General features: G+C 41.2%; 21 protein-coding genes. 11 read left to right on the forward strand and 10 right to left on the reverse strand.

What is annotated here, in order from left to right; genetic code table 11:
- Nucleotides 1-141: 141 nt before the first annotated feature.
- The 5 genes from AC2FA3_RS13035 to sohB all read right to left on the reverse strand — a co-directional run bounded on the left by AC2FA3_RS13035 (nt 142) and on the right by sohB (nt 6197).
- The gene (locus tag AC2FA3_RS13035) at nt 142-1011 is read right to left on the reverse strand and encodes an SDR family oxidoreductase (RefSeq protein ID WP_490509942.1); all 870 of its coding nucleotides are present in this window, start codon (nt 1009-1011) and stop codon (nt 142-144) included.
- A gap of 257 nt (nt 1012-1268) precedes the next feature.
- Entirely contained in the window at nt 1269-2027 is a 759-nt protein-coding gene (locus AC2FA3_RS13040; protein ID WP_490509943.1) for a histidine phosphatase family protein, read from the reverse strand.
- Between the two features lie 90 nt (nt 2028-2117).
- Entirely contained in the window at nt 2118-3401 is a 1284-nt protein-coding gene (locus AC2FA3_RS13045) for a phosphotransferase family protein (RefSeq protein WP_490509944.1), read from the reverse strand.
- 145 nt (nt 3402-3546) lie between these two features.
- Nucleotides 3547-4815: an acyl-CoA dehydrogenase family protein gene (locus AC2FA3_RS13050; protein ID WP_490509945.1), complete on the reverse strand. Its 1269-nt coding sequence runs from the start codon at nt 4813-4815 to the stop codon at nt 3547-3549.
- A gap of 275 nt (nt 4816-5090) precedes the next feature.
- A complete protein-coding gene (gene sohB, locus AC2FA3_RS13055) occupies nt 5091-6197 on the reverse strand; it encodes a protease SohB (RefSeq protein ID WP_490509946.1) in 1107 nt (368 codons plus the stop codon).
- A 295-nt stretch (nt 6198-6492) separates the two neighbouring features.
- Between sohB and aspS the strand changes: the two genes are divergently transcribed.
- From aspS to AC2FA3_RS13070, 3 genes are all read left to right on the forward strand, one after another.
- Nucleotides 6493-8334, forward strand: a complete 1842-nt coding sequence (gene aspS, locus AC2FA3_RS13060) for an aspartate--tRNA ligase (protein ID WP_490509947.1) — start codon at nt 6493-6495, stop codon at nt 8332-8334.
- A 67-nt stretch (nt 8335-8401) separates the two neighbouring features.
- Nucleotides 8402-9328: a lysophospholipid acyltransferase family protein gene (locus tag AC2FA3_RS13065; RefSeq protein ID WP_490509948.1), complete on the forward strand. Its 927-nt coding sequence runs from the start codon at nt 8402-8404 to the stop codon at nt 9326-9328.
- Nucleotides 9329-9501: 173 nt separating this feature from the next.
- Nucleotides 9502-10302 (forward strand): hypothetical protein, encoded by an 801-nt coding sequence (locus AC2FA3_RS13070; protein ID WP_490509950.1) that lies wholly within the window; start codon nt 9502-9504, stop codon nt 10300-10302.
- A 13-nt stretch (nt 10303-10315) separates the two neighbouring features.
- On the opposite strand, the gene AC2FA3_RS13075 is transcribed toward AC2FA3_RS13070, so the two are convergent.
- Genes AC2FA3_RS13075 through AC2FA3_RS13085 form a run of 3 tightly spaced genes read right to left on the reverse strand, consistent with a single transcriptional unit; the run spans nt 10316 to nt 13384 of the window.
- Entirely contained in the window at nt 10316-11293 is a 978-nt protein-coding gene (locus AC2FA3_RS13075; RefSeq protein WP_490509951.1) for a capsular polysaccharide synthesis protein, read from the reverse strand.
- 3 nt (nt 11294-11296) lie between these two features.
- Nucleotides 11297-12265, reverse strand: a complete 969-nt coding sequence (locus tag AC2FA3_RS13080) for a glycosyltransferase family 2 protein (RefSeq protein ID WP_490509952.1) — start codon at nt 12263-12265, stop codon at nt 11297-11299.
- A 30-nt stretch (nt 12266-12295) separates the two neighbouring features.
- Nucleotides 12296-13384 carry a glycosyltransferase family 4 protein gene (locus AC2FA3_RS13085; RefSeq protein ID WP_490509953.1) on the reverse strand — a complete coding sequence of 363 codons (1089 nt, stop codon included), beginning with the start codon at nt 13382-13384 and terminating at the stop codon, nt 12296-12298.
- 343 nt (nt 13385-13727) lie between these two features.
- Between AC2FA3_RS13085 and AC2FA3_RS13090 the strand changes: the two genes are divergently transcribed.
- From AC2FA3_RS13090 to AC2FA3_RS13105, 4 genes are all read left to right on the forward strand, one after another.
- Entirely contained in the window at nt 13728-15281 is a 1554-nt protein-coding gene (locus AC2FA3_RS13090; protein ID WP_490509954.1) for a glycosyltransferase family 39 protein, read from the forward strand.
- A gap of 62 nt (nt 15282-15343) precedes the next feature.
- Nucleotides 15344-16438: a glycosyltransferase family 2 protein gene (locus tag AC2FA3_RS13095; RefSeq protein WP_490509955.1), complete on the forward strand. Its 1095-nt coding sequence runs from the start codon at nt 15344-15346 to the stop codon at nt 16436-16438.
- The gene (locus tag AC2FA3_RS13100; protein WP_490509956.1) at nt 16428-16925 is read left to right on the forward strand and encodes a GtrA family protein; all 498 of its coding nucleotides are present in this window, start codon (nt 16428-16430) and stop codon (nt 16923-16925) included. The genes AC2FA3_RS13095 and AC2FA3_RS13100 overlap by 11 nt, the downstream gene beginning before the upstream one ends.
- Nucleotides 16922-17854, forward strand: coding sequence for a ChbG/HpnK family deacetylase (locus AC2FA3_RS13105; protein WP_490509957.1), 933 nt, complete (start codon nt 16922-16924; stop codon nt 17852-17854). Before AC2FA3_RS13100 ends, AC2FA3_RS13105 begins: the two co-directional genes overlap by 4 nt.
- A gap of 114 nt (nt 17855-17968) precedes the next feature.
- On the opposite strand, the gene AC2FA3_RS13110 is transcribed toward AC2FA3_RS13105, so the two are convergent.
- Complete coding sequence (locus tag AC2FA3_RS13110; protein ID WP_149490023.1) at nt 17969-18898, reverse strand: branched-chain amino acid transaminase; 930 nt, start codon at nt 18896-18898, stop codon at nt 17969-17971.
- Between the two features lie 282 nt (nt 18899-19180).
- A complete protein-coding gene (gene glnE, locus AC2FA3_RS13115; protein WP_490509958.1) occupies nt 19181-22030 on the reverse strand; it encodes a bifunctional [glutamate--ammonia ligase]-adenylyl-L-tyrosine phosphorylase/[glutamate--ammonia-ligase] adenylyltransferase in 2850 nt (949 codons plus the stop codon).
- A 311-nt stretch (nt 22031-22341) separates the two neighbouring features.
- Here glnE and tusD point away from each other — a divergent pair, with 311 nt between their 5' ends.
- The 4 genes from tusD to AC2FA3_RS13135 all read left to right on the forward strand — a co-directional run bounded on the left by tusD (nt 22342) and on the right by AC2FA3_RS13135 (nt 23995).
- Nucleotides 22342-22785 carry a sulfurtransferase complex subunit TusD gene (gene tusD, locus AC2FA3_RS13120; RefSeq protein ID WP_490509960.1) on the forward strand — a complete coding sequence of 148 codons (444 nt, stop codon included), beginning with the start codon at nt 22342-22344 and terminating at the stop codon, nt 22783-22785.
- A gap of 97 nt (nt 22786-22882) precedes the next feature.
- The gene (locus tag AC2FA3_RS13125) at nt 22883-23206 is read left to right on the forward strand and encodes a hypothetical protein (protein ID WP_490509961.1); all 324 of its coding nucleotides are present in this window, start codon (nt 22883-22885) and stop codon (nt 23204-23206) included.
- 85 nt (nt 23207-23291) lie between these two features.
- The gene (locus AC2FA3_RS13130; RefSeq protein ID WP_490509962.1) at nt 23292-23645 is read left to right on the forward strand and encodes a hypothetical protein; all 354 of its coding nucleotides are present in this window, start codon (nt 23292-23294) and stop codon (nt 23643-23645) included.
- Entirely contained in the window at nt 23642-23995 is a 354-nt protein-coding gene (locus AC2FA3_RS13135) for a TusE/DsrC/DsvC family sulfur relay protein (RefSeq protein ID WP_490509963.1), read from the forward strand. Before AC2FA3_RS13130 ends, AC2FA3_RS13135 begins: the two co-directional genes overlap by 4 nt.
- Nucleotides 23996-24046: the final 51 nt, after the last annotated feature.

A 24046-nucleotide genomic window follows, 5' to 3' on the forward strand; every position in this document is an offset into this window, starting at 1 on the left:
ACTCTTATCTTAAAGTCTATGTCGTATTTCATAAAATAACCCCCAAAAGTTGTGTCCAACTTATGGGGGTCAGTTCAATGTAGCGGGCTTTTTATTGCTTTGATTTTACTACTTCTGACATCATTAGCAAAAAAACTGCTATCAGCTGACTCTATTGACCACTTGTAATGGCAAATGTTTCATAGCCTTACCGACAATCGACCATGGCAAACTTGGTACACAAGCTTCGTCGACCTCCGCCTCAATCGCGGCGACGATTGCTTTGGTACCCGTCTCTGCATCTACTTCAAACGGTAAAGGTTTGGCATTTTCATTGATTTCCGTGCGCACATAACCGGGATAAATGGTAGAAACTTTAATCGGCAGCTTGGTCAATAACATATCCGCACGGATACCTTCTGCGAGATGCGCCAAACCTGCCTTACTTGCACCGTAAGCGGTCAAATGCTTAGGTAAGCCGCGCATCGCTGACATACTAGATATCACCACCAGATGACCACTATTTTGTACACGGAAGATATTCATCGCTGCTTCACATTGGGCCAGCGCTGAGATAAAATTAATTTCAACCGTTTTACGATTGGTATCAAAACGCCCTTTACCAATACGTCGACTATCGCCAATACCAGCATTGACCACCACGCGATCGATATGCTCAAAATCCGCTGCGAACGCATCAAAGACGTCGAATATCGCCTCGTAATCGCTGACATCTAAGACTTTATATTCAATACGAATATCAGGATATTGAGCCATCAACTCTGACTTTAGATTTTCTAAACGATCTGCACGGCGGGCACAAATAGCAAGGTTATAGCCAAGTTTAGCAAATAATCGTGCCATGCCCTCGCCCAATCCTGAGCTCGCGCCGGTGATTAAAATTGTTTTACCGCGTCCAACTTGCTGCTTATTCAATCCTTTCAAATAACGCCCTGGCTGAATAGCACTAAATAGCTGATTTTTATGCTGTTTAGCGCTACTGGTGACTAAGTTTATTAATTTATTTTTCATGGACCATCCTATCCTGTTGGTATCAATATAAATGACGTCGATTATCTATCATAGCGTAAACCTATAGACTGAGCTAAGCAGTTATAGCGTAAACCAAACACGCAATCAATTTACAGTACCATAAAGTTAAAGCATTTTAACGATGCTAATCAATGATTTTAAATCCATAAAAAGCGGCTACCTAGTTACAGTAACCGCTTTATTATGTTTTTAATTGACTTCTTAATCATGGCTTTAATATTTTACTCATCTCTTTTTTAGCGCCATGTCACAAAGCGTTTACCATCAGCGAATAAATGACTGTACTCATTTAGAGACAATAAGCGACTACGTTCATTTTTAAGCGTAAGTGACGTCACGCCGGTGTTGACTAAGCTTTTATTGATTTGATACGCCATCGAGCTACCTTGTTGTAATAACTGCGCGGTGATAGCAGCGATGATACCGCCTGAGGTAAAGACCAGCACTGTATCATCAGCACCCAACTGTAAATTAGCAACTTGCAGACGGACCTGCTCAAGCGCTTGCTTGGCACGTTCATTAAATTGCAGCCAGCTCTCGATATAATCATTGTCATTTTCACCCGCATGCCAGCGCTGCATCGCGTCGTCAAACAGCTCCGCTAGACGTGTGACTGGCACTTCTGCTTTAGCAATCTCAGCGGCGATTGCTACGCGATTAGCAAAAGCAGGATTCGATTTTATCAGTACATCTTTATGATTAAATTCATCAAATTGCGGCAGCACATAGCTATCAGGCTCATTTAAATTGATAGCAGACACGCTTGGCTTTTCATTATCTGCACCAAAAGATGACTGATAACTTTGCCAAAAATGACGTGCAGAATCTTGCTGCCTAACCAAACTACCGCTAAAAATCGCATCGATTCGTCGTTGGGTCGTTGCATAATGCTGACCCAGCATTTGTGCCTGCATACCACCAAGCTCTGAGAGCTGATCGTAATCTTCTTGCCCAAATGACGCTTGACCATGACGTGCTAAAAGTATGGTTGTCATAAAACATTGCCTTATTAATCGTACTTTTTTAAATTTTTTAGATTTAATAAACTGCTATAAATTTCTGCATTTGATATGCGTTTGAAGCGTTTATTCTTCAGTTTTAGAAGTACTTTGTCCAAAATAGCTTTTTGGTAAAATGCCTTTGATAACCGTTTGAATAGGACTTGGCAGTTGCTCAACCATCGCCGCATCGATACCTATATCTTGCAAATGTGGCTGTACGTAGTCGGTAAATAAAACCTCGCCTTCATACTGAGCGATAAGTTTCAGACACTTAGCATGCAATACATGAACAATAAGCCAAAAATTCTTAAAGGCAGGGTTGGTGGTTTGTTTATTATAGTAGCGATAGTAAATCTGCTGCACGATACCCGCTAGGCGAAACAAGCCAAAAACTTCATAAAAAGTCCAGTTGTCTATCTTAAGGCCGGTCTTTTCAAGATAATAGGCAACCACTTCGTCACGGGTCATCATGCCTTTCAAGTGTGTTGGCTGACGGCGAGATTGCTGCATGATGATGTTATCGTCTTCTTCAATCCAGTAAGCTAAAGCGCTGCCCAAATCCATCAAAGGATCACCCAAGGTTGCCATTTCCCAATCGAGCACACCGATGACCTTGGTCGGATCATCAGCCGCCAAAATCACATTATCAAAGCGCCAATCATTGTGAATCAAGCAAGTCTTACTATCAGCAGGAGCGTGCTTACCAAGCCACTGACGTATCAATGCAAAGCTAGGAACATTTGGGGTTTTGGCTTTGACATAACGCTTATCCCAACCAGTGACTTGGCGCTCGCAATAACCTTCTCCGCGCCCAAGATTTACTAAATCAGGATGCTCTTTATAATCTACTTGATGCAATTCAATCAAAGCGTCAATAACATTGGTACATAAGGCGCGCGTTTGCTCTGGATCTAAATCAACACCTTTTGGCAAATTGGCACGCGGAATGATGCCTGCCATACGCTCCATGACATAAAAATCGGCACCAATTATATCTTCATCAGTACACAGCGCGACCATCTTTGGTACATACGGATAAGCATCTTTTAAGGCTTTTTGCACGGTATATTCGCGCACCATATCATGCGCTGATTTGGCTTTAGTGCCTTTTGGCGGACGACGCAGAATCAAATCTTGGTCTGTGCCCTCACCATTATATTGCAAGCGATAAGTCCAGTTTGAAGCGCCACCTGAGAATTGAGTAACGGTTGGCTCGCCTTCTACATTAAGGCCTTGCTCACGTAGCCAAGCGCTGACCGCTTTAGCGTCAAGCTCTTCGCCCTCGCGCACTTCGCCGCCTTTATCTAAGACTTTATTAAGTGTTTGATTGTCAGTGTCAATATTCTTGGCCTGATTATCAGTTGCCATAAGATGTTCCTTATCGTGTGGTCATTTATTTTTGTATGAGATTAAGGTTTAAAGATTCACTATCAAATAATCGATAGTGAATCTTTAGTGACAGTGGTCGTTGAGCCCGTTTTTTACTAAATGACAGACTCATGTCTAAGCTATATTAGGATTTAGCAGGTTTAGACGGACGACTAAAGCCCTGACGCTTTAATTCTAATTTCGCAATCATGGTTTTATGAACTTCATCAGGACCATCGGCTAAACGTAGCGCTCGTGCTTGCGCAAAGAAAGCAGGCAACATCGTATCTTGACAAACACCCATACCACCATGGATTTGAATCGCCATATCGACCACTTCTTGTAATACAGTCGGTGCAACGACTTTAATGGCAGAAATTTCAGTCAATGCTGCTTTGGTACCTTGAGCATCCATTTTTTGCGCCGCGTATAATGTCAGTAGGCGCGCTTGGTCAATCTTAATACGTGCGTCAGCGATACGCTCAAAGTTACCGCCTAATTGTAATAATGGCTTACCAAACGCGGTACGCTGCATACCACGTTTGACCGCAAGCTCAAGAGACTTTTCGGCAGCCCCAATACAGCGCATGCAATGATGGATACGACCTGGTCCTAATCGACCTTGGGCAATCTCAAAGCCCATACCCGGTCCACCGATAAAGTTATCAACTGGTACACGTACGTTATTAAAGCTGACTTCGCCATGACCGTGCGGCGCATCGTAATCACCAAATACTTTTAACATACGCTCAATATTGACGCCTGCCGTTTTGGCTGGTACCAACACCATCGAATGCTGATGATGACGGTCTTTAGTATCATCAGGGGTATAGGCCATGACAATCAAAACATCGACCGCAGGGTCGCCAAGACCAGATGACCACCACTTACTACCATTAATGATAATCTCGTCACCATCGACCACAGCTGTTGCTTGCATGTTGGTCGCATCACTTGATGCAACATCAGGCTCAGTCATACAAAACACCGAACGCGTTTTACCTTCTAATATTGGCGTGAGCCACTTATCTTGCTGCTCATCAGAACCATAGCGCCATAATAATTCCATGTTACCGCTATCAGGGGCATTACAGTTAAAGACATAAGGCGCTAACAAACTGCGACCGGTCAGCTCGGCAATCGGTGCATAATCGGTAACAGAAAGCCCAGCGCCAAGCTTGTCATCTGGTAAAAAAAGATTCCATAAACCCGCCTCGCGCGCTTGTTTACGCAGGCTCTCGTACTTTTCTGGCCAGTGCCATTTGGTCCAATCGCCGTCTGGGTTTTGCGCATGACAATCCGCCCAAAACTGCGCTTCTATTGGCTCGATTTGGGTTTCAATAAATTCTTTGACTTTAGCATGCATGGATTGACCATGTTCGGTGGCGGTAAACATTAATGTGTCGGTAGACATAGTTGACATCCTTTTCTTTGCTTATAGTTAATAACTTTTATAAAATTCACATCGAGATTCTATATATCGAGATTTCATAAGAATATTAATGAGATTTTATAGTGTACGTGCGTATACTCTCTTTTATCTGCACTATTTATAACACAGCATTTATGATTAAACAGCAAAAAAGGCGCGACCCGCTAGGACACGCCTTTTACAAAATACAAACAATGCACGATTCGCTGTTGAAATGCTAGAACGCTAATTATCAAATAACCTAATGATATTTAAGATTATTTTAGAATATTCAAACGACTGTTTAAATCAAAACGTGCCAATGCATCTGGTAGCTTATCAACCGCCATGCTGATTGTTGCTTCTGCGGCTTGTGACAAACCCAATTTTTCTGCTAACGTTGGCTTTTGACGGGAATGCAGCGCATACACTTCATTATTTTCCATACGCTCTAAAATATAGCTGTCAGAGGTTTGCAGGCTATCGATTAAATTAAGTTTTAGGGCATCTTCACCATACCAATGCTCGCCAGTCGCCACTTTAGCGACATCTAATGTTGGACGATAAGTATTGACGAAATGCTTAAACAACTCGTGCGTCTGCTCAAGTTCTTCTTGATATTTGGCGCGGTCTTCAGCGTCATTTTCACCAAATACGGTCACTGTACGTTTGTAATCACCAGCGGTAAACATCTCATAATCGACGTCGTGATTTTTGAGCCATTTATAGAAGTTTGGTAATTGCGATACCACACCGATTGAGCCAATCACAGCAAATGGTGCGACGACGATATTGTCGGCGACACAAGCCATCATATAACCGCCACTGGCCGCGACTTTATCGACACAAACGGTGAGTTTTAAACCAGCGTCTTTTAAACGGGCTAATTGTGCCGCTGCCAACCCATAGCTATGAACCAAACCGCCGCCTGATTCTAAGCGTACCACGACTTCATCGCCTTTATTAGCGGTGCTGATGAGCGTGCTGATTTCTTCACGTAAATGCTTCACTGCTGTGGCTTTGATATCGCCATCAAAATCAAGAACAAAGACTTGTTGCTTATCATCGCTATTTTTCTTTTTATTTTTGCTTTTAGTTTTTACTTTTAAGGCTTGCTTGGCTTTTTTCGCCATGGTTTTTTTCAGTTGTTTAAGCGCCGCTTTACCTTGGGTCGCCTCCATCAGGTCTTCACGACGTTGCTCTTGACTTTTATTGAGATGAATAACTCTTAGCTCAACAGGATTTTTAGAAGGATGAAAAAGCATGAGCAGGATTCCTTGATAGTTAAAATAAATAATGGTAATGCATAATTGAAGTGGTTTTAATTTTAATAAGGTTTGATAAGTTAGCCTGATATGCGCACGCTGGCTAGTATTTTCAAGCAAAATGACAATATTTAACCTAATGCAAATATTATTGAATAAATACGCCCACTACGAATACATTCCTGCACTTCGATTGAACATCACTGATTGGACGCCACAGGTTGTATAACAAGGGCAGATTAGGCATAATATGTGTTTACACCAAATTTTCTGCAGCCAACGTGATGACCATTTGTCTTATATCGCGTTATTCGTGCTTTTTTAGTTAAAGGCTTAAATGGCACGGCGCTTGTATCACACGATAGCGGCTGCATTATTGTATTTCGAATTGGGCTGACAACTGGATAATTATATTATGACGCAAAGCACTATGACGCATAGCGAATACCGAGACGAATATTGCGGAGCCGTAACTGAAAGCTTCATCGATCAGACCATTAGTATCGTAGGCTGGGTACATCGTCGTCGCGATCACGGTGGCGTGATTTTCTTAGACATGCGTGACCGCGCGGGTATCTTGCAGGTCGTCGTTGACCCTGATACGCCAGAAGCGTTTGCGATTGCAGATGCGGTACGTCCTGAATATGTGCTAAAAATCACTGGTCGCGTACGTCGCCGTTATGAAGGTACTGAAAACAATAATATGACCAGTGGTCAGATTGAGCTGCTGGGCAAAGAAATTGAAGTATTGGCGAAATCTGAAACACCGCCTTTCCCATTAAATGATGAGAAAACCACGGTATCAGAAGACCTGCGTCTAAAGTATCGCTACCTTGATATGCGCCGTCCGCAGATGCAAGAACGTATGGTTTTCCGTGCTAAAGCCACTTCAACGATTCGTCGTTATTTAGATGATCATGGTTTCTTAGACGTTGAAACGCCTATTTTGACTCGTGCGACGCCAGAAGGTGCGCGTGATTATCTGGTACCTTCACGTACACGTCCGGGTAACTTCTTTGCTTTGCCGCAGTCACCACAGCTGTTTAAACAGTTATTGATGGTGTCAGGATTTGATCGTTATTATCAAATCGCTAAGTGTTTCCGTGACGAAGATTTACGTGCTGACCGTCAGCCTGAATTTACCCAAGTCGATATTGAGACTTCTTTCTTAAACGAAGAAGAAATCATGAATATCAACGAAGGTCTTATCAAACATCTATTTAAGACCATGATGGATGTTGAGTTTGAAGACTTCCCACGTATGACTTATGCTGAAGCGATGCGTGACTATGCGTCAGACAAGCCTGACTTACGTATTCCCTTAAAACTGGTCGACGTTGCCGATTTAATGAAAGACGTTGATTTTAAAGTATTTGCTGGTCCTGCGAACGATCCTAAAGGTCGCGTTGCTGCTCTACGCATCCCTGGCGGCGCTTCATTAAGCCGTAAACAAATCGATGCTTATACCAAGTTTGTGAGTATTTATGGTGCTCGTGGTTTGGCTTATATCAAAGTCAACGACGCCAGCAACATCAACAATGGCGTAGATAAAGAGTCTGGCCTACAGTCACCAATCATCAAAAACATGACTGATGATGTACTGGTAAGCCTGATTGAGCGTACTGGTGCAGAAAGTAATGACATTATCTTCTTTGGCGCCGATAAAGCTAGCATCGTTAATGATGCAATCGGTGCACTACGTCAAAAGATTGGTCTAGACCTAGAAATGACCACTTGTGAATGGGCGCCACTTTGGGTGACTGATTTCCCAATGTTTGAAGAAACTGACGATGGTCGCTGGACGTCAATGCATCATCCGTTCACTAAGCCTAAAGGATCGGTGCAGGAATTAAAAGACAATCCAGAAAAAGCGCTATCTATCGCTTATGATATGGTACTGAATGGTACAGAAGTTGGCGGTGGTAGCTTACGTATCAATACCTTTGATATGCAGCAAGCGGTACTTGATGCCTTAGGTATCGGCGAGCAAGAGGCTCAAGACAAGTTTGGCTTCTTACTTGACGCCCTAAAATTTGGTGCGCCTCCGCATGGTGGCTTGGCCTTTGGTTTGGATCGTCTGATTATGCTTATGGTCGGCGCGGACTCTATTCGTGATGTCATTGCCTTCCCAAAAACCAAAACTGCTGAGTGCCCACTAACTCAAGCACCTGCTGAAGTCGATAGCAAACAGCTACGTGAGCTTGGTATCCGTGTGCGCGAAAAAGTACAGGCTGACACCAATAAACCTGCTCAATAAACGGTTTAATAATGTACAGATATTGTTTATATTGCCCGTTATGTGATCTATCACCGTGTGAATGGTCATGAATCCATATCATATCTTCAAATTCGTGCCACTGTTTGTTTTGCAGATGCTGGCACGTTTTGTTGCCTGGGTAATATTAAAGATGCCAAACACTAGCATTATGCGTACTGTGCGTATGAATATAGCACTAATTGCGCCCTCGTTATCTGCTCGACAAAAACAAGCGTTAACCAAAGACATTATTTATCATCAATGTTTAACCAGTATTGAGTCTATCAAAAGTTGGGCGATGCCACCCGAATGGAGTATTGCTCAAATTAGCAACGTTTATAATAAAGAGTTTTTATTAGAAGGGCTTGCAAGCCCTAACGGTATGCTGGCGATTGTGCCACATCTTGGTACGTGGGAGATGATGAACGCTTGGCTCAATCAGTTTGGTTCGCCAACGATTATGTATAAGCCAGTTAAAGGCGGTCTTACCAACGACTTTGTTCTGCAAGGTCGCTCGCGTCTTAATGCGACACTGGTTCCGACCGATGGTAGCGGCGTAAAAGCCGTATTTAAGACCCTCAAACAAGGTGGCTTTAGTATTGTGCTACCCGATCATGTGCCCGACCCATCAGGTGGCGTGATAGTACCCTTTTTTGGTATTGAGACTTTAACCAGTACATTGGCATCCAAGCTTGCGAGCAAAACCAAATGTGCATTGGTTGGTTTATCCTGCATTCGTCGTGACGACGGGCGCGGCTTTGATATTTATTGCTATAAGTTAGACGACCCTGCCCTATATGACCGCAATACTGAAACTGCGGCGTATGCGCTCAATCTTGCCATGCAACATATGATTGAAGATAAATGTAGTCATTATATGTGGGGTTATCGCCGTTTTAAGCATATTCCTGTTCTAGACAATCCTTATATCGCTGATAAAGAGGTATTAGCAGCATTTATTCATAATCAAAATTCTAAGTATAAAAAACCTTAGGTTATGAATAATTAATAGCCGATAGTAAGTAAAATTAATACCAATATCTAACAGCTAAGAAATAATGTGAATAATAGCCGTGTTAACATCAGTCAACATACATATTATCTCTACCTTTTTCAGTCTTAATTTTTTTAAAATTCGTTCTTCATTTATATAAATATGAGTGCATGATGGCAACTGACGTAAAGAAAAACTTATTAACAGACTCAGCCCAAACAGGTGGCAAAGAATCTGTACAGCATTATATTATTTGTATGAAATGGGGCAATAAATATGGTCCTGAATACGTTAACCGTCTTTATAATATGGTTAGTCGACATCTGACCTTAGATTTTCAAATGGTCTGTCTCACCGATGATGGTAAGGGCATTGACCCTGCCGTTGCTTGTCATCCCATACCTGAAATGAATTTGCCAGCAGGACCAGAGCGTGGTTGGAAAAAGCTAACGACTTTTAAGCCAGAATTATATGACCTAAAAGGTGTTGCCTTATTCTTAGACATCGACATCGTTATCGTCGATAATATCGATGCTTTTTTTACCTATGAAGCTGAGCACGAAGACAGTGTCGTCATTATTCGTGACTGGAAAAAGCCATGGCGCATGATTGGCAATAGCTCGGTTTATCGCTTTAATATCGGAATGGGCACTTATCCTGATTTGCTGGCAAACTTTGAACGTAACTTTGATAGTATTCGTCAGAAAGTCCGCCATGAGCAAGCTTATCTGTCTAACTATCTGCGCGAATATCACCATTTGGAGTATTGGGATAAAGACTGGTGTGTCAGTTTCAAATACCAGTGTATGGCGCCTACTCCTTTGAATTTCCTATGTGCACCGACGCTGCCTGATGGCGCAAAAATCGTTATTTTCCATGGTGAGATTAATCCGCCAGATGCTATCAAAGGCGGCGGTGGTAAATGGTATCGTCATGTCAAGCCTAGTCCTTGGTTGCAAGAGTATTGGGTGTAAGCTTTTAAAAAAATCATTTATTAAATGCTTCTTTTTTAAAGAAGCCATAATAGGTTAAATTGCCGAATATATCTTTTTCTTTAAGCTTTTCATGTAGGCTTAGTTTATGTAAGGAGGCTTGGTCAGTTATGTATTGATACTCTTCTTTTTTAAACTTTTTATTCATTTTTTGCTGTAGTAAATGTGGTAATGTATCATCATCTATGGGAAAGTTGAACAGTGTAGCATCAGTAGACTTTAGCTCATTTGTCAGAATCTGAAAGAAAAAATAGTGTGGAACTTTTTCTTCAGTCTTCCAAAAATATAACAATAAATCTAAAATCACTGAAGATAATTCGCTTTTTTTATGTCCATAAATGATACTATTTAAGTGTTTAACTTTAAATTCATCACGCCAGTTAAAGTAGAAATGCTGATCACCTTTACCCCAGTTTTGATTATTAGACTCAGGGTCTCTTGAAAACATAAAAAAATTATATTCTGCATATTCATTAGGTATCTCAGCCGTTAACAATATTGATGCATCTAACCAAATACCGCCATAAGCATTAATTAAAGAAACTCTCAATAAGTCGGAAAAAAAAACTGGGCGAAATTCAGGGTTGTTTCTTTTTTCTTTAATAAACTCTGGTAGATCTAGATATTCGTCTATATTATCATCTGTAATACGTATAACCTCATAATCACCCTTGTACTTATCTACAGATACAAAACAAAGCTTAGCAGTGTCGTTTGCATTCTCTATTCCTTGTGCCCAGTACTGCCAAATAATTTTTTTATTTTTTAAGTCTTTCTTTGGTTGAATGTTGTACTTTTTTATCTCACCATTTATATACGCTTGTATAATCTGCTTCCAATATTTCGCGACTTGAATTTGCAATGGAAGTTCTGAATACTGAAAACCCCACTCTTTTCTTATACTTCTAGGCACTAAACCGTTATAGAATATTTTAAATGGCTTATTACTAATAATATTAAATAGGCTTTCCATAGTTTATATTCCTTTATCTTTTAAAATATCCTTGATTTCATATCTCTTAGTTCTTAAAATTATTTTTTTATGTATAGGCAAATCTTTGATTACATCAGAGTATAAAGATGAGAAATAATTATTGTACTTATTGTAAGTATACTCTAGGAGATCTGTTTGATTATTTTTAGCTAAGTTACTTAGTAGACCCAAATAACGCTTATAGGTTTTATAAAGTAAATAATGATAGCGATTATTTTTTCCTGCTTTTTGATAGTTTTCAACACGATGACTAAATGCGAATAAATAATCATCTACGTATTTTTTATCGAGACTTTTTAAAATAGAACCTTCACGCTCTCTATACTTTATTACAGGTTGTTTTAAATAGCTATATTGGAAACTCTTCAATGAGATATCAGTCATATACAAGATATCTTCAAAATTTAATCCTTCTTTAAACCTTATACCTTGTATAACTGCTCTTCTAAATACTTTACTCCAAACATGATTGCTATTATTTCTTATAACATTGTCTAAAAATTCGCTATGGATATTAACTGTATTTTTATTAGCTTCACCTATAAAAGCTTTTTTTCTGACTTCTTTTGTTCCACGCAATGAAACATAATCTGCACACAATACATCTGAACTCAACTTCTCTAGTTGAGTCATGACAGACGTATAAGCATCTTCATACATCACATCATCAGAATCAATGAACCAAATATATTCTGTTTGGGCTATATCAAAAAGCGCATTGCGTGTGGCTGATAAACCTCTATTATAAGGTGCATCAAAGATTTGCACTTGAGGGTGATTTTCAAAACGCTTAATAATCTCTGCACTATTATCTGTCGCAGCATCGTTCATGATTAAAATAGATGCTCTATTATCGATTTGAGCAAGAATAGATTCTATACATTCTTCCACATAATCTGCTACATTGTAGATAGGTATTAAAATACCAATCGTCATGTCGTCTTTATTCATATAATACTCACACTGGGAATTGTCTAATCACTAACAGCTTGTTAATAAGTCTTGGAATAATTGATAATACGCTTGAGTGACTTGTTTTTTATCATACTGATCTAAAACTTTTTCTCTAGCTGCAACTGCTAATGATTGATAAAAGGCAGGATTGGATAAAACAAACTCAATAATATCTGCTAGTGCATTAGCATTACCGACTGGAAACAGAAAACCATCGTTTTTATCTTCAATTAATTCCTCTACACCCACAGCTCGACTACCAATCACCACACAAGCACTTGCCATTGCTTCTAATACTGCAAGATTCAATCCTTCGAACCTACTGGACATCACAAACACCTTATGCTGCGATAATAATTTATCCACTTCGCTACTGTATTCAATAAAATTAACTTGGCTCTGTAAGTCATAACGCTTTACTAGTTCGTGTACTTCTTTCTTATAACTTTTACGCCCACTGCCTACTAAAGTTAAATTCGGCAGGATACCTTTATGTTTTAGCCTATTTAAGGCTTCAATCAAAGTAACGTGATCTTTACTTTTAGCATACCTACCCACCATTATAATATCTTGTGGCCGTTCTTTTACTGGCAAAAGTCCTTTACCACCAAATCTAGTAGTATCAATGCCATTTGGGATGGCTTGAATAGGCGCTTTAAGCCCCTGATCAGATAAGACTTGGGCTACGCCTTCAGAGACAGCCACAATTCTAGCAGTTGATTTACTTAGTTTACGCGTTTGGTATAGCTTCCAAGGTGTATAGCGCTCTTTAGAATTGTGCTCCACTTGTACCAAGCAATGTACTTCTGCCAATAGCCCTGCCCTTCTTCCCAGTAAATGCTCAGGAAGCCCATGCGCAACTAAAATATCAGGTTGCCACTTTTCACATAGCTTCTTTAGCTCATATATTGTAACGATATGAGCCACACCAGTAATAACGCGATAATCGATATTTTTTTTGTCTAGCTCCATTAACTTTTCTGGAACTGTGGTCTTTTTCTGTCGTAATACTAGCAGACTATCAATTCCCGCTAATTTATTATGAGCGTCTATTAAATCTATAGCTACTCTGGTGGCTCCCGAGAAGCCCCCTGTCACAAAATGCAATACTTTCAATTACTTCACCATTAATTTTATTTTAATTAAAAACTATTTTCTAGATAGATACTAACCCTGCCTCTTTAACCCTTGCATAGCAAAATTTGCCCTAAATTAAGACTTTATAAAACCACTATTTAAGATTGGCTAGATGTCTCCAACGTTCAACTAATTGCTCATAGTTTTGATATATATGCAGACTTTATTCCTTTGCTTAAAGAAATATAACTATTAAGTTGGAATCTTATTGATTAGCAATCACAATAATAAATGATTACAATACATCCCTCTAGCAATCTCTTGGTTAGTAATAACCAAAATATAAGTATTCCTATAAGACTATATATTTACGAGTTTATTCATGACAGCTCATACTGAACCGCAAAATATTTTATACAAATGGCGACCATTTTTTGTATTTATATGCTTATATTTTATAGCTTGGAGTATCTTACCTGTATTTATCTCGAGCAGTGTACCTTTAGACGTAAGTGAAGGAGTTAATTGGGGGCACGAATGGCAATGGGGTTATTATAAACATCCCCCACTATCGTCATGGATATTATACAGTTTTTATAAATTGTTTGGTCATATTGGCCCTTATTTACTCAGCCAATTATACGTCTTACTAACCTTAGTCCTAATTTACCAGTTAGGCAAAAAAATTTGGTCACCTACCACTACTCTAATCGGTAGCGCATTAACTTTAGCGGTTCTTTATTACACCTATCCTAGCCTTGAGTTTAATCACAATGTCGCCCAGTTTCCCATTTGGGCTGGATTATATTTAGCGTTCTATCAATCTTTGACCCAAAACCGTCTCAGAGATTGGATATTACTGGGTGTGCTTGGTGGACTTGGTATGCTGACCAAGTACACTGTAATATTTTTACTGATGCCAATGGCACTATATTTAGTGTTACCGAAACAGTGGCCTCTCTTAAGACAGCCAAAACCGTGGATAGCGGTTTTTGTGATGCTAGCAGTTTTTGCACCGCATTTGTATTGGCTGATAACTCATGATTGGTTACCGCTTAGTTATGCAAGTGGACGCTCACAAGAAGTTGATGCTGGTGCATATAACATCAAGCGGCATTTTAGCTGGATAGGATTTATCACTGCTCAGCTTGTCGCACATATTCCACTATTGATCATACTGGCTTTAAATCGCAAACGCTTGGTCAGCATTCATGAGTATAAAAAGAGCGTACCGCATGATGCATTGTTGCTATGGTATATGTGGTTATCACCAATAGCGGTATTGATTGTTTTAAGCTTAGTATTTGGAATTGGCTTGCGTGATATGTGGGGTATGCCAATGTGGGCGTTATCGGGGTTGCTCGCCGCTTCATTTATAGCACCTACTAATGAATTATTGACCGCAACTAAGCTACGTAAAGCGATTATTATCTGGTTATCTGTTGCGACTGTACTAATGATAGTATATGTGGGTTTCGGTGACAAGATTCGTCATAAGCCTTCTCGTATGCAGTGGCCGGAGCAGGCATTGGCAATTCAAGCACAAACTACTTGGCAGTCATTGAGTAGCTGTAATCTCGATAGTGTGTCGGGCGAGCCTTGGCTTGGATCGTTAGTTGCTATGAATATCGGCTTTCCATCACAAATGATATCAGGACCTGCAAGCCACTCGCCTTGGATGAATACCCAGCGTCTTCAAGAGCATGGTACATTAGTGATGTGGCAAAAAGGTGAAGAAAATATTGCACTGCCTTTGCTTGGTGATGTCAGTGTCATTACAGCCACTGAACTAACTAACAATAGTGTTAATAAAAACGCTTTGGTCAAACAACAAGGGCAATGGCAAATTGACTGGCGTGATGACAAGGTAAAGAAGCCGTTATTAATAAACTGGGTCGCCTATGTTCCGAGCCGCTGCTTCCAGCATTCTAAATAATGTATTGTCTATAAATGCCTACTTAACGATCATTTATATTGAATAAACTAATTGAGTTTTTTATGTCACATCATCCGTCGCAATCTCGTCCTTATTTATCTATTATCATACCCGCGTATAATGATGCTGATGCCTTAAAGGGCTTTTTACCAGAGGTCTTTGCGTTTACACAGACACTACGCGCTCCTGTAACAGATAGCTCATCGACAGCACAAAACAGTGAAACGACGATAGCAACTTGTGAGATTATTATTGTTGATGATGGTAGCCGCGATAATTCCGTTGATGTTGTGACAGATTTGATGACTACTCGCCCATCAAATACAGAGTTAGAAATCATACGTTTATCACGTAATTTTGGTAAAGAGCCTGCACTCAGTGCAGGGCTAGCGGCAGCGAGAGGTGATATGGTTGCTATGATTGATGCTGATGGACAGCACCCTTTACCAATACTTGCGCAAATGCTAGCGATGATTGAGCAATCAGATATTGATATGGTTGCAGGCATTCAGGCCAATCGTCCGCATGAGAGCAGGTTGGCAAAAACTTTAAAGAGCAGTTTCTATCATTTTATCCAAGACAGTCAACGCTACGAGATTCTTCCCAATGCTGGCGATTTTCGAGTGATGAACCGCAAGGTATTAAATGCCTTACGCTCACTCCCAGAGCGCCAACGCTTTATGAAAGGTTTGTATGCTTGGGTTGGTTTTAATACGGTCTACCTGCCCTTTACCGCTGCCAATCGTGATACTGGTGAAAGTAAATTTAATTATGGCAGCTTATTTGAATTGGCACTCGTAGGTATTACCTCATTTTCTCAACGACCATTAAGACTAATATCACGTATGGGTTTTGTCGTCTCTGCATTGGCTTTTTTATACGGCTTATATATTGTAATAGATACGTTGATATTTGGTAGTGATGTCGCAGGTTGGGCAACTGTCGCAGCAGGGATTATGTTTTCCACTGGTATTCAATTGGTGTGTATTGGTGTGATTGGTGAATATGTGGGTAGGCTATATGAAGAGGTCAAACAACGCCCACTATATTTAATTGATGAGGTCATCAATAGCAAATCGTCCAATACTCACCATCAATATACTGATGATTACTCACAAGCTACTATCGATACTACGATAGATAAACATGATGAATAAAGCAGCAGAAACAAAGTCAAACTCCATGCAGGCACTTTGGTTTTTGGCGGTCGGTGCCAGTGCAGCTTTGGTGCACTTTTTGGTACTGGTGAGTATTGTCAACATCACTACAATCACTCCAGCATGGGCAAACGTAGGTGCTTTTTTAATCGCTTTTATAGTGAGTTTTTCTGGGCATTTTTATCTCACCTTTAAGCAGTCAAATACCTCACATGAGACCAGTCAGAATAGCCCTACTTTCAAAAGCAATACTATTAAAAACGGCAACACTAAAAGCGATAGTAAAAATTATAAAAGTAAGCAGCTATCTGCACTAATCAAATGGTTTAGCAGTTCCACAGCAGGTTTTATTGCCAATCAGAGCTTATTTGTTTTAGGTCTACATTGGTTTAGCGAGCAGTATTATATGATGATATGGTTATTAGTTACTGGCATTATTACGGTGATGACCTTTGCGTTGGGCAAGTTTTGGGCGTTTAAATCATGAGCCATCCTAACTATCAAAAACAAGCATCATCGCCAACCGATTATTCACGCCCTATTATTATCAATGTTGATGATTTAGGGCTATCTACTGCGGTTAATGATGCGGTTATCCATCTTGCCGAGCTTGGTCGTATTGGTGCCAGTAGCTATATGGTTGGCGGTACGATTACAGCCAACCATATCAATCAACTTAAAAATTTCAATGTAGATGTCGGCTTACATTTAGATTTAACTGGGATATTCCCCTCTGCACTACGTGGTTCATTAAAATCAATCATCGTCGCCAGTTACTTGCGTCGTTTTAATCCTATGCAGGTAACTGACATTATTAAACAACAGTTGGATAGATTTGAAGATCGCTTTAATCATGCACCCTTGTTTATTGACGGACATCAACATATCCACCAGTTCCCGATTATTCGTCACTGTTTAATTAAAGAGTTGACCAATCGTTATAGTAACGAGATATCAAAAGGTGCACTGAGCGCACGCGTTACCACGCCGCTTATTAAAGATTTAAAATCTTGGATAATCTACGCCTTGGGCGGCTATGGATGGCGTCAATCCTGTGAGCATAACCATATTAAAACCAATGATAAATTCGGTGGGGTCTATGGTTTTAATGCTGATAATCAAAAGCTAGCGCTGCTGTGGGAGCAGTGGCTGCAAAGTTCACCGCGTAATGCTGGCTTATCTTCAGAGCCACTTACGTTAAATTCCACGCTATCAACAACACCTGTTCACCTATCACCTACTTTGATTATGTGTCATCCTGCTGTGCCTGAAAATGGTAGCAATAATTGGGAAGACGAAATCAAAGCGGCTAGAGAGATGGAGTATGATTGGCTAATAAGCCATGAGTTTGAAGATTTATTGCATAAGTATAATGTGAGATTACTAAGCTGGTCAGATATTGCCTCGGCTTACTAAGCTTTTGATCATTTAGCCAAGCTTCTAATAAGAATGGCTAAGTAACAGAAATAAAAAAAGCTAAGACTCAAAACAGTCTTAGCTTTTTTACTTCATACAACGCAGTTTTAAAGATTAATCAATAAAGCTTAACCAATCCATATACTGCTCATTGCGACCATGGACTACGTCAAAGTACAAGGTTTGCAGTTTTTCAGTCAACGGACCACGACCACCATTACCGATAGTACGATCATCATACTCACGAATAGGCGTGACTTCAGCCGCGGTACCAGTCATAAATATTTCATCTGCCAAGTAGAACTCATCACGAGTGATACGGCGTTCAACGACTTTAATCCCTAAATCATCAGCGAATTGAATGATGGTACGACGGGTAATGCCGTCAAGCGCACCGCCGCCCAAATCTGGTGTATGCAGCACACCATCTTTGACTAAGAACAAGTTCTCGCCAGCACCTTGGCAGACGTAGCCTTGTGGGTCCATCAAAATTGCTTCATCATAGCCATTACGAGTCACTTCTTGGTTGGCCATGATAGAGACTGGATAATTGCTTGAGGCTTTTGCTTTACACATGGTCACATTGGTCATGTGATGGGTAAATGAAGAAGTTTTTACACGAATGCCGTTTTTGATACCGTCTTCACCCAGGTAGGCGCCCCAATGCCAAGCAGCAACCATCGCATTGATACTATTGTCACGCGATGACAGACCCAATTTTTCTGCACCAACCCAAATAAGCGGACGAATATAGGCTTCTGCCAAGTTATTTTGTTTGACCACATCTTTTTGTGCTTGCTCAAGTGCCGCTGCATCAAAAGGCACATTCATTTGAAAGATTTTTGCAGAACCCAATAGACGATCGGTATGGTCTTTTAAGCGAAAAATCGCCGTACGGTTGTCAGCAGTCTGATAAGCACGTACACCTTCAAACACAGCCATTCCATAATGCAGGCTATGTGTAAGCACATGAACCTTGGCATCTGGCTGTTCAATCATTGTGCCATTCATCCAAAGCTTACCTTCTTGTGTTGCCATATTCATTTAATAGTCCTTATGCTAGCACTGACGTCTAACTTTTTTTGTTGAGTGTTAAGTAGATATTTTAATTAAAATAGTATGCTGACACTGAGTGTCTATTTTCAGGTGCAATTTTTTATATACACATTTAATGTGCCAGCGATTATATCACCGGCAAGCGAAGCGAATACAATATTTTAGTTTATCACTGCATGGCTTTTATTCATATACCCTTGGGTAGAATCGCTATCGAAGCGCTGTGCTTCTTGTCGTATCATTTGGTCGCATTATTATATGACAGCAGCGCTATTCTGCTGGGTCTACGCCCATCAGATGTTGCCACTGCGCTTGTACCAATGCTCGTGTTTCTGTCCAAAGTGCCTCATCAACCAATAACGACTGCTCTGACAATGCCAATTGATGCGTCGCTGCGCGTATGCGTAAATAAGCATCGGTCAAATCCTGACAAACCTTCGCCTCCCAAATACCCAAAGTCGCCATCTCTTCAAAAATGCGCACATTGTCACTCCATTTGGTCAGGGTTGGATGCTCATGCGAATAAGCCAGTACCGCAAACTGCGCGAGAAACTCGATGTCTACAATGCCGCCAGCATCTTGCTTAAGATGGAACTTGCCAGCTTGCTGTTGCCATTGACTGGTACCTAGATGTTTTTGCATTTTAATACGCATGCTGGTGACTTCAATGCGGACTTGCTCAATCGTACGCGGTAATGCCAAAACAGTTCGGCGAATATCACAAAAACGGGCGGTCACGCGTTTATCACCGCAGATGGCCCGCGCCCGCACCAGCGCTTGATGCTCCCAAGACCAAGCTTTCTCAAGCTGATAAGTCTCAAACGCATGACAAGAAACCACCATCATGCCAGCATTACCTGACGGACGCAGACGCATATCGACTTCATAAGCGCGGCCGTCACGGGTTTGGGTATTGAGATAGGTCATCAGCTTTTGCGCCAACCGTGCCGCAAACTTCATGCCGCTGACAGATTTTTCACCCGTGGTCATGCCCTGCTCTTTTATTTTATGCAAAAAAACCAAGTCTAAATCTGAAGAGTATGACAGCTCCAATCCGCCAAGCTTACCATAGCCGATAATGGCAAAGCCGCAGTCCGCTTCAGTGACCGGATCACCATCTTGAGCAATCGGATAGCCATAGCGCTTGACGATTTCGGCAAAGGCACGCTCAAGCGCCGCCTCGAGTACCACAGCAGCAATATAAGTCAGTGAGTCTGACACTTTCATAATTGGGCGTTCTGCCAACACATCACTGGCAGCCACTGCCAATACTTGGTTCTTTTTAAATAATCGCAGTACGCTTAGTAGCTCCTCTTCATCGTTAGGTTCAACCCGTAATAACTGTTGACGTAAAATATCACGTAGCTCCGGCTTGTCCGGTAAGTGACGATAGCGCTGCTGTAAGAAGGTATCTAAAAGTACGGGATACTGCGCCAATTCTTTTGCAATCCAAGGGCTGGCTGATAACATTGGAATCAGCTCAACGGTAGCATTGGGATTTTCTGCAATCATGACTAAGTAGATAGAACGGCGGCAAATAGCTTCTAGCAAGGTAATTAAACGGGGCAAAGCAATATTGGCCAGTTGCTGCTGTTCTTGATGAGCAAGTAACGCATGGACGATTACAGGATAAGCGTCATCCAAACGCTCACGCGCTTCATCGCTTAAATTAGCGACCATTTTTGACTGCCAAAAGCCTTGTAAGCGCGCGCGATTTTCTTCAGTTAACACCTCATTTAAGCGTGCAATCTGCTCATTCAAACGTTCCGGTTCAAGCTCGTCATCGTCTTGATCCGGTATTTGCCGTTCGGTGACCATACGCTCAAACGGCACATTAACATGATAGCGATGATGATTGAGTGTCGCTAATAACCCTGCCCAATTATCAAAGCCAAGTGTGAATGCCAAATTATGTTGCCATTGTCTATCATGCGGCAAGCGCTGCGTTTGCTGATCATTAATTGCTTGAATACCGTGTTCAAGACGACGTAAAAAACGATAAGCGGCTTGTAGCTCTTGATAAGTGGTCTGCTCTAAATACTCAAGCTGACACAGCGCCTGCATCGCCGCCAAACAAGACTTAACCTGTAGCTGCGGATGCCTCCCACCATAGATCAATTGAAAGGCTTGGACAATAAACTCAATATCTCGAATACCACCCGCGCCAAGCTTTATATTGTCCAAATCCTCACGTTGAGCGACTTGATTTTGAATGAGGGACTTCATCTCTCGCAAGGCCGAAAAAGCACTATAGTCAACATAATAACGAAACACAAAAGGTTTAATCAGCGCTTGAATATCGTCGTAAAACGGCTGTTCTATGTGCCCAACCACCCGTGCCTTGAGCCAAGCAAAACGCTCCCACGCCCGCCCATGCTGAGCAAAGTACTTCTGTAGTGCTGATAAATGAATCGCCAAATCACTGCCATCACCCCAAGGACGCAAACGCATATCGACTCGAAACACAAAACCATCAGCGGTATTATTATCAAGCAGTCTAATAATGCCTTGTCCAAGCCGCGTCATAAAACGCTTATTATCAATGCTGCGCGTACCTTTTGCTTTGTCACCGTCTGTCTCACCGCGCGCCTGATGGACAAAGATAAGATCGATATCACTGGATAAATTCAGCTCATGGGCGCCAAGCTTGCCCATCGCCATAATCGCCATATCATCAACTTGCACATTGCCCTTTGCATTAATAAAGGTCGGTTGCCCATATTGTGCAATCAGCTGCTGGTAGGTATAGTCTCTGGCAAATAAAATACAGCCATCCGCAAACTCAGACAGCTCATCGGTCAATTGTTCAAGCTCAATAATAGCCAAGGCATCTTGCCAAATCCAGCGCATCATCAGCAGCATACGCAAATGCCGCAAGCCGCTCATCACTTTGTCTTCATTGGCGAGCTGGTAATTCTCATCCAAAGTATAATCTTGAATTAAATCATCAATTTGCTGGCGCGTTAAAGTGTTCTGTAATGGATAACTGCGCAAAAATGTCTGGCAAGCGCCTGTTCGACTTTGCCAGACCTGATAAGCAAACTCGCTTGCAGTCTGTAGCACTTGTAGCTGCTCTGGTGTGGGCTGGAAGCCTGTACTACTAAGCACGGTAGATAGCATAACGACGACAACTCCTTGCAGCATAAAGCTATAAAAACCACATCAATCGGAAAAATTATTTTTATAATATTAAAGTGGTTATAAACAATCTTATTTTAGGATTTTTATAGTAGCATAAATCATCGACCATGCTACTGACAGCCCTATACTAACTAAGAACTGACGAACGCACGAAAAATTCGTGAATAATGCTACAATAGCCAATGCTTAAAAGGCTTCAAAACTTGATTTTTAAAAACCTTGAGTCTTAAAAAACTTAAGGCGCTGCGCTTTTTTCTTCATACTCATTAATCATAAGTGACACCGCGATTATGACGACCACGACTCCGCTATTATTGATTACAGCTGATCCCAGCCATCCGTTGGCGCATATTGCGCTACGCTATGCTCGTACTTACTTACAAGCCACTGAAATAAATAACCATGATAAAACGGATGATAGCGACCGCCCTGCAAACCCGCACGCGCCGTTAAATATTTTTTTCTATGCCGATGCTGCCAATACGGCCAATCGATTACGCTGGCAATCAGCAGACCAGATGAATATCACTCAAGAATGGCAAAAGCTTGCCAAACAATATCAGTTGGCGCTACCCGTTTGTGTTAGTACGGCCCTCAGCCGTGGTATTTCAGATAGTGAAAATAGTACCCGTCATCAATTAGATAGCGAAAATCTAGCAGCTGGTTTTAAATTGGTTGGACTGAGTGAGCTTGCCATGATGATGCAAGGCGACTGTCGTTTGCTACAGTTTTAATTAGTATTTTCAATCATAGCTCGCTCTAAAAACAGCCAGCTTATTGATAAGTGGCTTAGCAATAGCGGCTAGCGATACATAAGATTAGGAAGACATCATGAAATTACTCATTCGCTTGCACACCCCTACTGAGATGGCAAGCTATGAAGGCTGCGCGCTGGCTTTGACTTTAGCTACTTTTGGCCATGAGGTACAGCTGTATTTGGATGCGCCTGTATTTGGTTTTTTGATGCAGCCTGATTCACGTCTGCACGGCATGATTCAGTCGCTTGAATTATATGATATGCCAGCCGCTTGGTTACCTGACGATGTGTTTAGCGGTTGGATTACGGGGATGCTACCGACGGATTTGGCGAAGCAACTGACCTTGATACCAGAGGTGGTAAATTCGCAAGATTTCGACCAGATTTTGGTTTTTTAGTAGTAGCTTTTAGTACTAGTGACAATCTTCATTTTAATATTTACTTTAACATGACAAAAAATACAGTAAGCAAGCGGATACAATTATGGCAACTTTATACCAATTACATTGCACTATGGATACGCTCAGACGCAGCACAGAACAAATGGCATCAACGTGGCGTGCGGGTGACAGCATCATATTATTAGGTGCAACGGTCGCTTTTATTGACTGGTTTAATGCTTACTTGGGTGACCTTGAGAACATTGAGAGAGAAGATATCGCTGCCATTTACGCCCTGAGCGAGGATGTAGCGCAGCTTAGTGATGATACAACTGCCAAGCTCAATCTTACTAGCAAATTAACCGCTATTTTAAGCGATAGTGAATGGGTTGCCATGACTCAAAATACTCATGCTAATGGTGCTAAGTTTGATAAAGTGGTGACGATTGCTCTATGAATAATGACAATGCCACCACTCCTATCAAAGCAGCGCTCAACGTTGAATTGGATCAAGACGGGCATTTATGCGACCATACGATTTGGACCCCTGCTATCGCGCAGCAGCTAGCTAACACTATTGATGTGACTATCAATGCTGAGCATTTGGACATCTTGCAGCAGGTACGCGCATTTTATGTCAAATTTAATCACGCGCCTGCTACCCGTCCGCTGATTAAATGGCTACAGCAAACCTTACCCGATCATGACATCAGTAATCAAAAGCTACAGCAGCTATTTAATACTGGCTTGGTCGCCCGTCATGTTAATCGTCTTGCTGGCTTACCAAAACCGCCTAATTGTTTATAAAACACGTGGTTTATAAAAAAAAGCAGTAAAAAAGAGGTTAAAGAAAATTAT

This window comes from Janibacter sp. CoH_79_TC_3, from assembly GCF_058197955.1.

Bases quoted from the DNA above. Each gene is read 5' to 3' on its own strand.
- AC2FA3_RS13035 (WP_490509942.1), bottom strand. From the start codon at position 1,011: ATGAAAAATAAATTAATAAACTTAGTCACCAGTAGCGCTAAACAGCAT.
- AC2FA3_RS13040 (WP_490509943.1), bottom strand. From the start codon at position 2,027: ATGACAACCATACTTTTAGCACGTCATGGTCAAGCGTCATTTGGGCAA.
- AC2FA3_RS13045 (WP_490509944.1), bottom strand. From the start codon at position 3,401: ATGGCAACTGATAATCAGGCCAAGAATATTGACACTGACAATCAAACA.
- AC2FA3_RS13050 (WP_490509945.1), bottom strand. From the start codon at position 4,815: ATGTCTACCGACACATTAATGTTTACCGCCACCGAACATGGTCAATCC.
- aspS (WP_490509947.1), top strand. From the start codon at position 6,493: ATGACGCAAAGCACTATGACGCATAGCGAATACCGAGACGAATATTGC.
- AC2FA3_RS13065 (WP_490509948.1), top strand. From the start codon at position 8,402: ATGAATCCATATCATATCTTCAAATTCGTGCCACTGTTTGTTTTGCAG.
- AC2FA3_RS13070 (WP_490509950.1), top strand. From the start codon at position 9,502: ATGGCAACTGACGTAAAGAAAAACTTATTAACAGACTCAGCCCAAACA.
- AC2FA3_RS13075 (WP_490509951.1), bottom strand. From the start codon at position 11,293: ATGGAAAGCCTATTTAATATTATTAGTAATAAGCCATTTAAAATATTC.
- AC2FA3_RS13080 (WP_490509952.1), bottom strand. From the start codon at position 12,265: ATGAATAAAGACGACATGACGATTGGTATTTTAATACCTATCTACAAT.
- AC2FA3_RS13090 (WP_490509954.1), top strand. From the start codon at position 13,728: ATGACAGCTCATACTGAACCGCAAAATATTTTATACAAATGGCGACCA.
- AC2FA3_RS13095 (WP_490509955.1), top strand. From the start codon at position 15,344: ATGTCACATCATCCGTCGCAATCTCGTCCTTATTTATCTATTATCATA.
- AC2FA3_RS13100 (WP_490509956.1), top strand. From the start codon at position 16,428: ATGATGAATAAAGCAGCAGAAACAAAGTCAAACTCCATGCAGGCACTT.
- AC2FA3_RS13105 (WP_490509957.1), top strand. From the start codon at position 16,922: ATGAGCCATCCTAACTATCAAAAACAAGCATCATCGCCAACCGATTAT.
- AC2FA3_RS13110 (WP_149490023.1), bottom strand. From the start codon at position 18,898: ATGAATATGGCAACACAAGAAGGTAAGCTTTGGATGAATGGCACAATG.
- glnE (WP_490509958.1), bottom strand. From the start codon at position 22,030: ATGCTATCTACCGTGCTTAGTAGTACAGGCTTCCAGCCCACACCAGAG.
- tusD (WP_490509960.1), top strand. From the start codon at position 22,342: ATGACGACCACGACTCCGCTATTATTGATTACAGCTGATCCCAGCCAT.
- AC2FA3_RS13125 (WP_490509961.1), top strand. From the start codon at position 22,883: ATGAAATTACTCATTCGCTTGCACACCCCTACTGAGATGGCAAGCTAT.
- AC2FA3_RS13130 (WP_490509962.1), top strand. From the start codon at position 23,292: ATGGCAACTTTATACCAATTACATTGCACTATGGATACGCTCAGACGC.
- AC2FA3_RS13135 (WP_490509963.1), top strand. From the start codon at position 23,642: ATGAATAATGACAATGCCACCACTCCTATCAAAGCAGCGCTCAACGTT.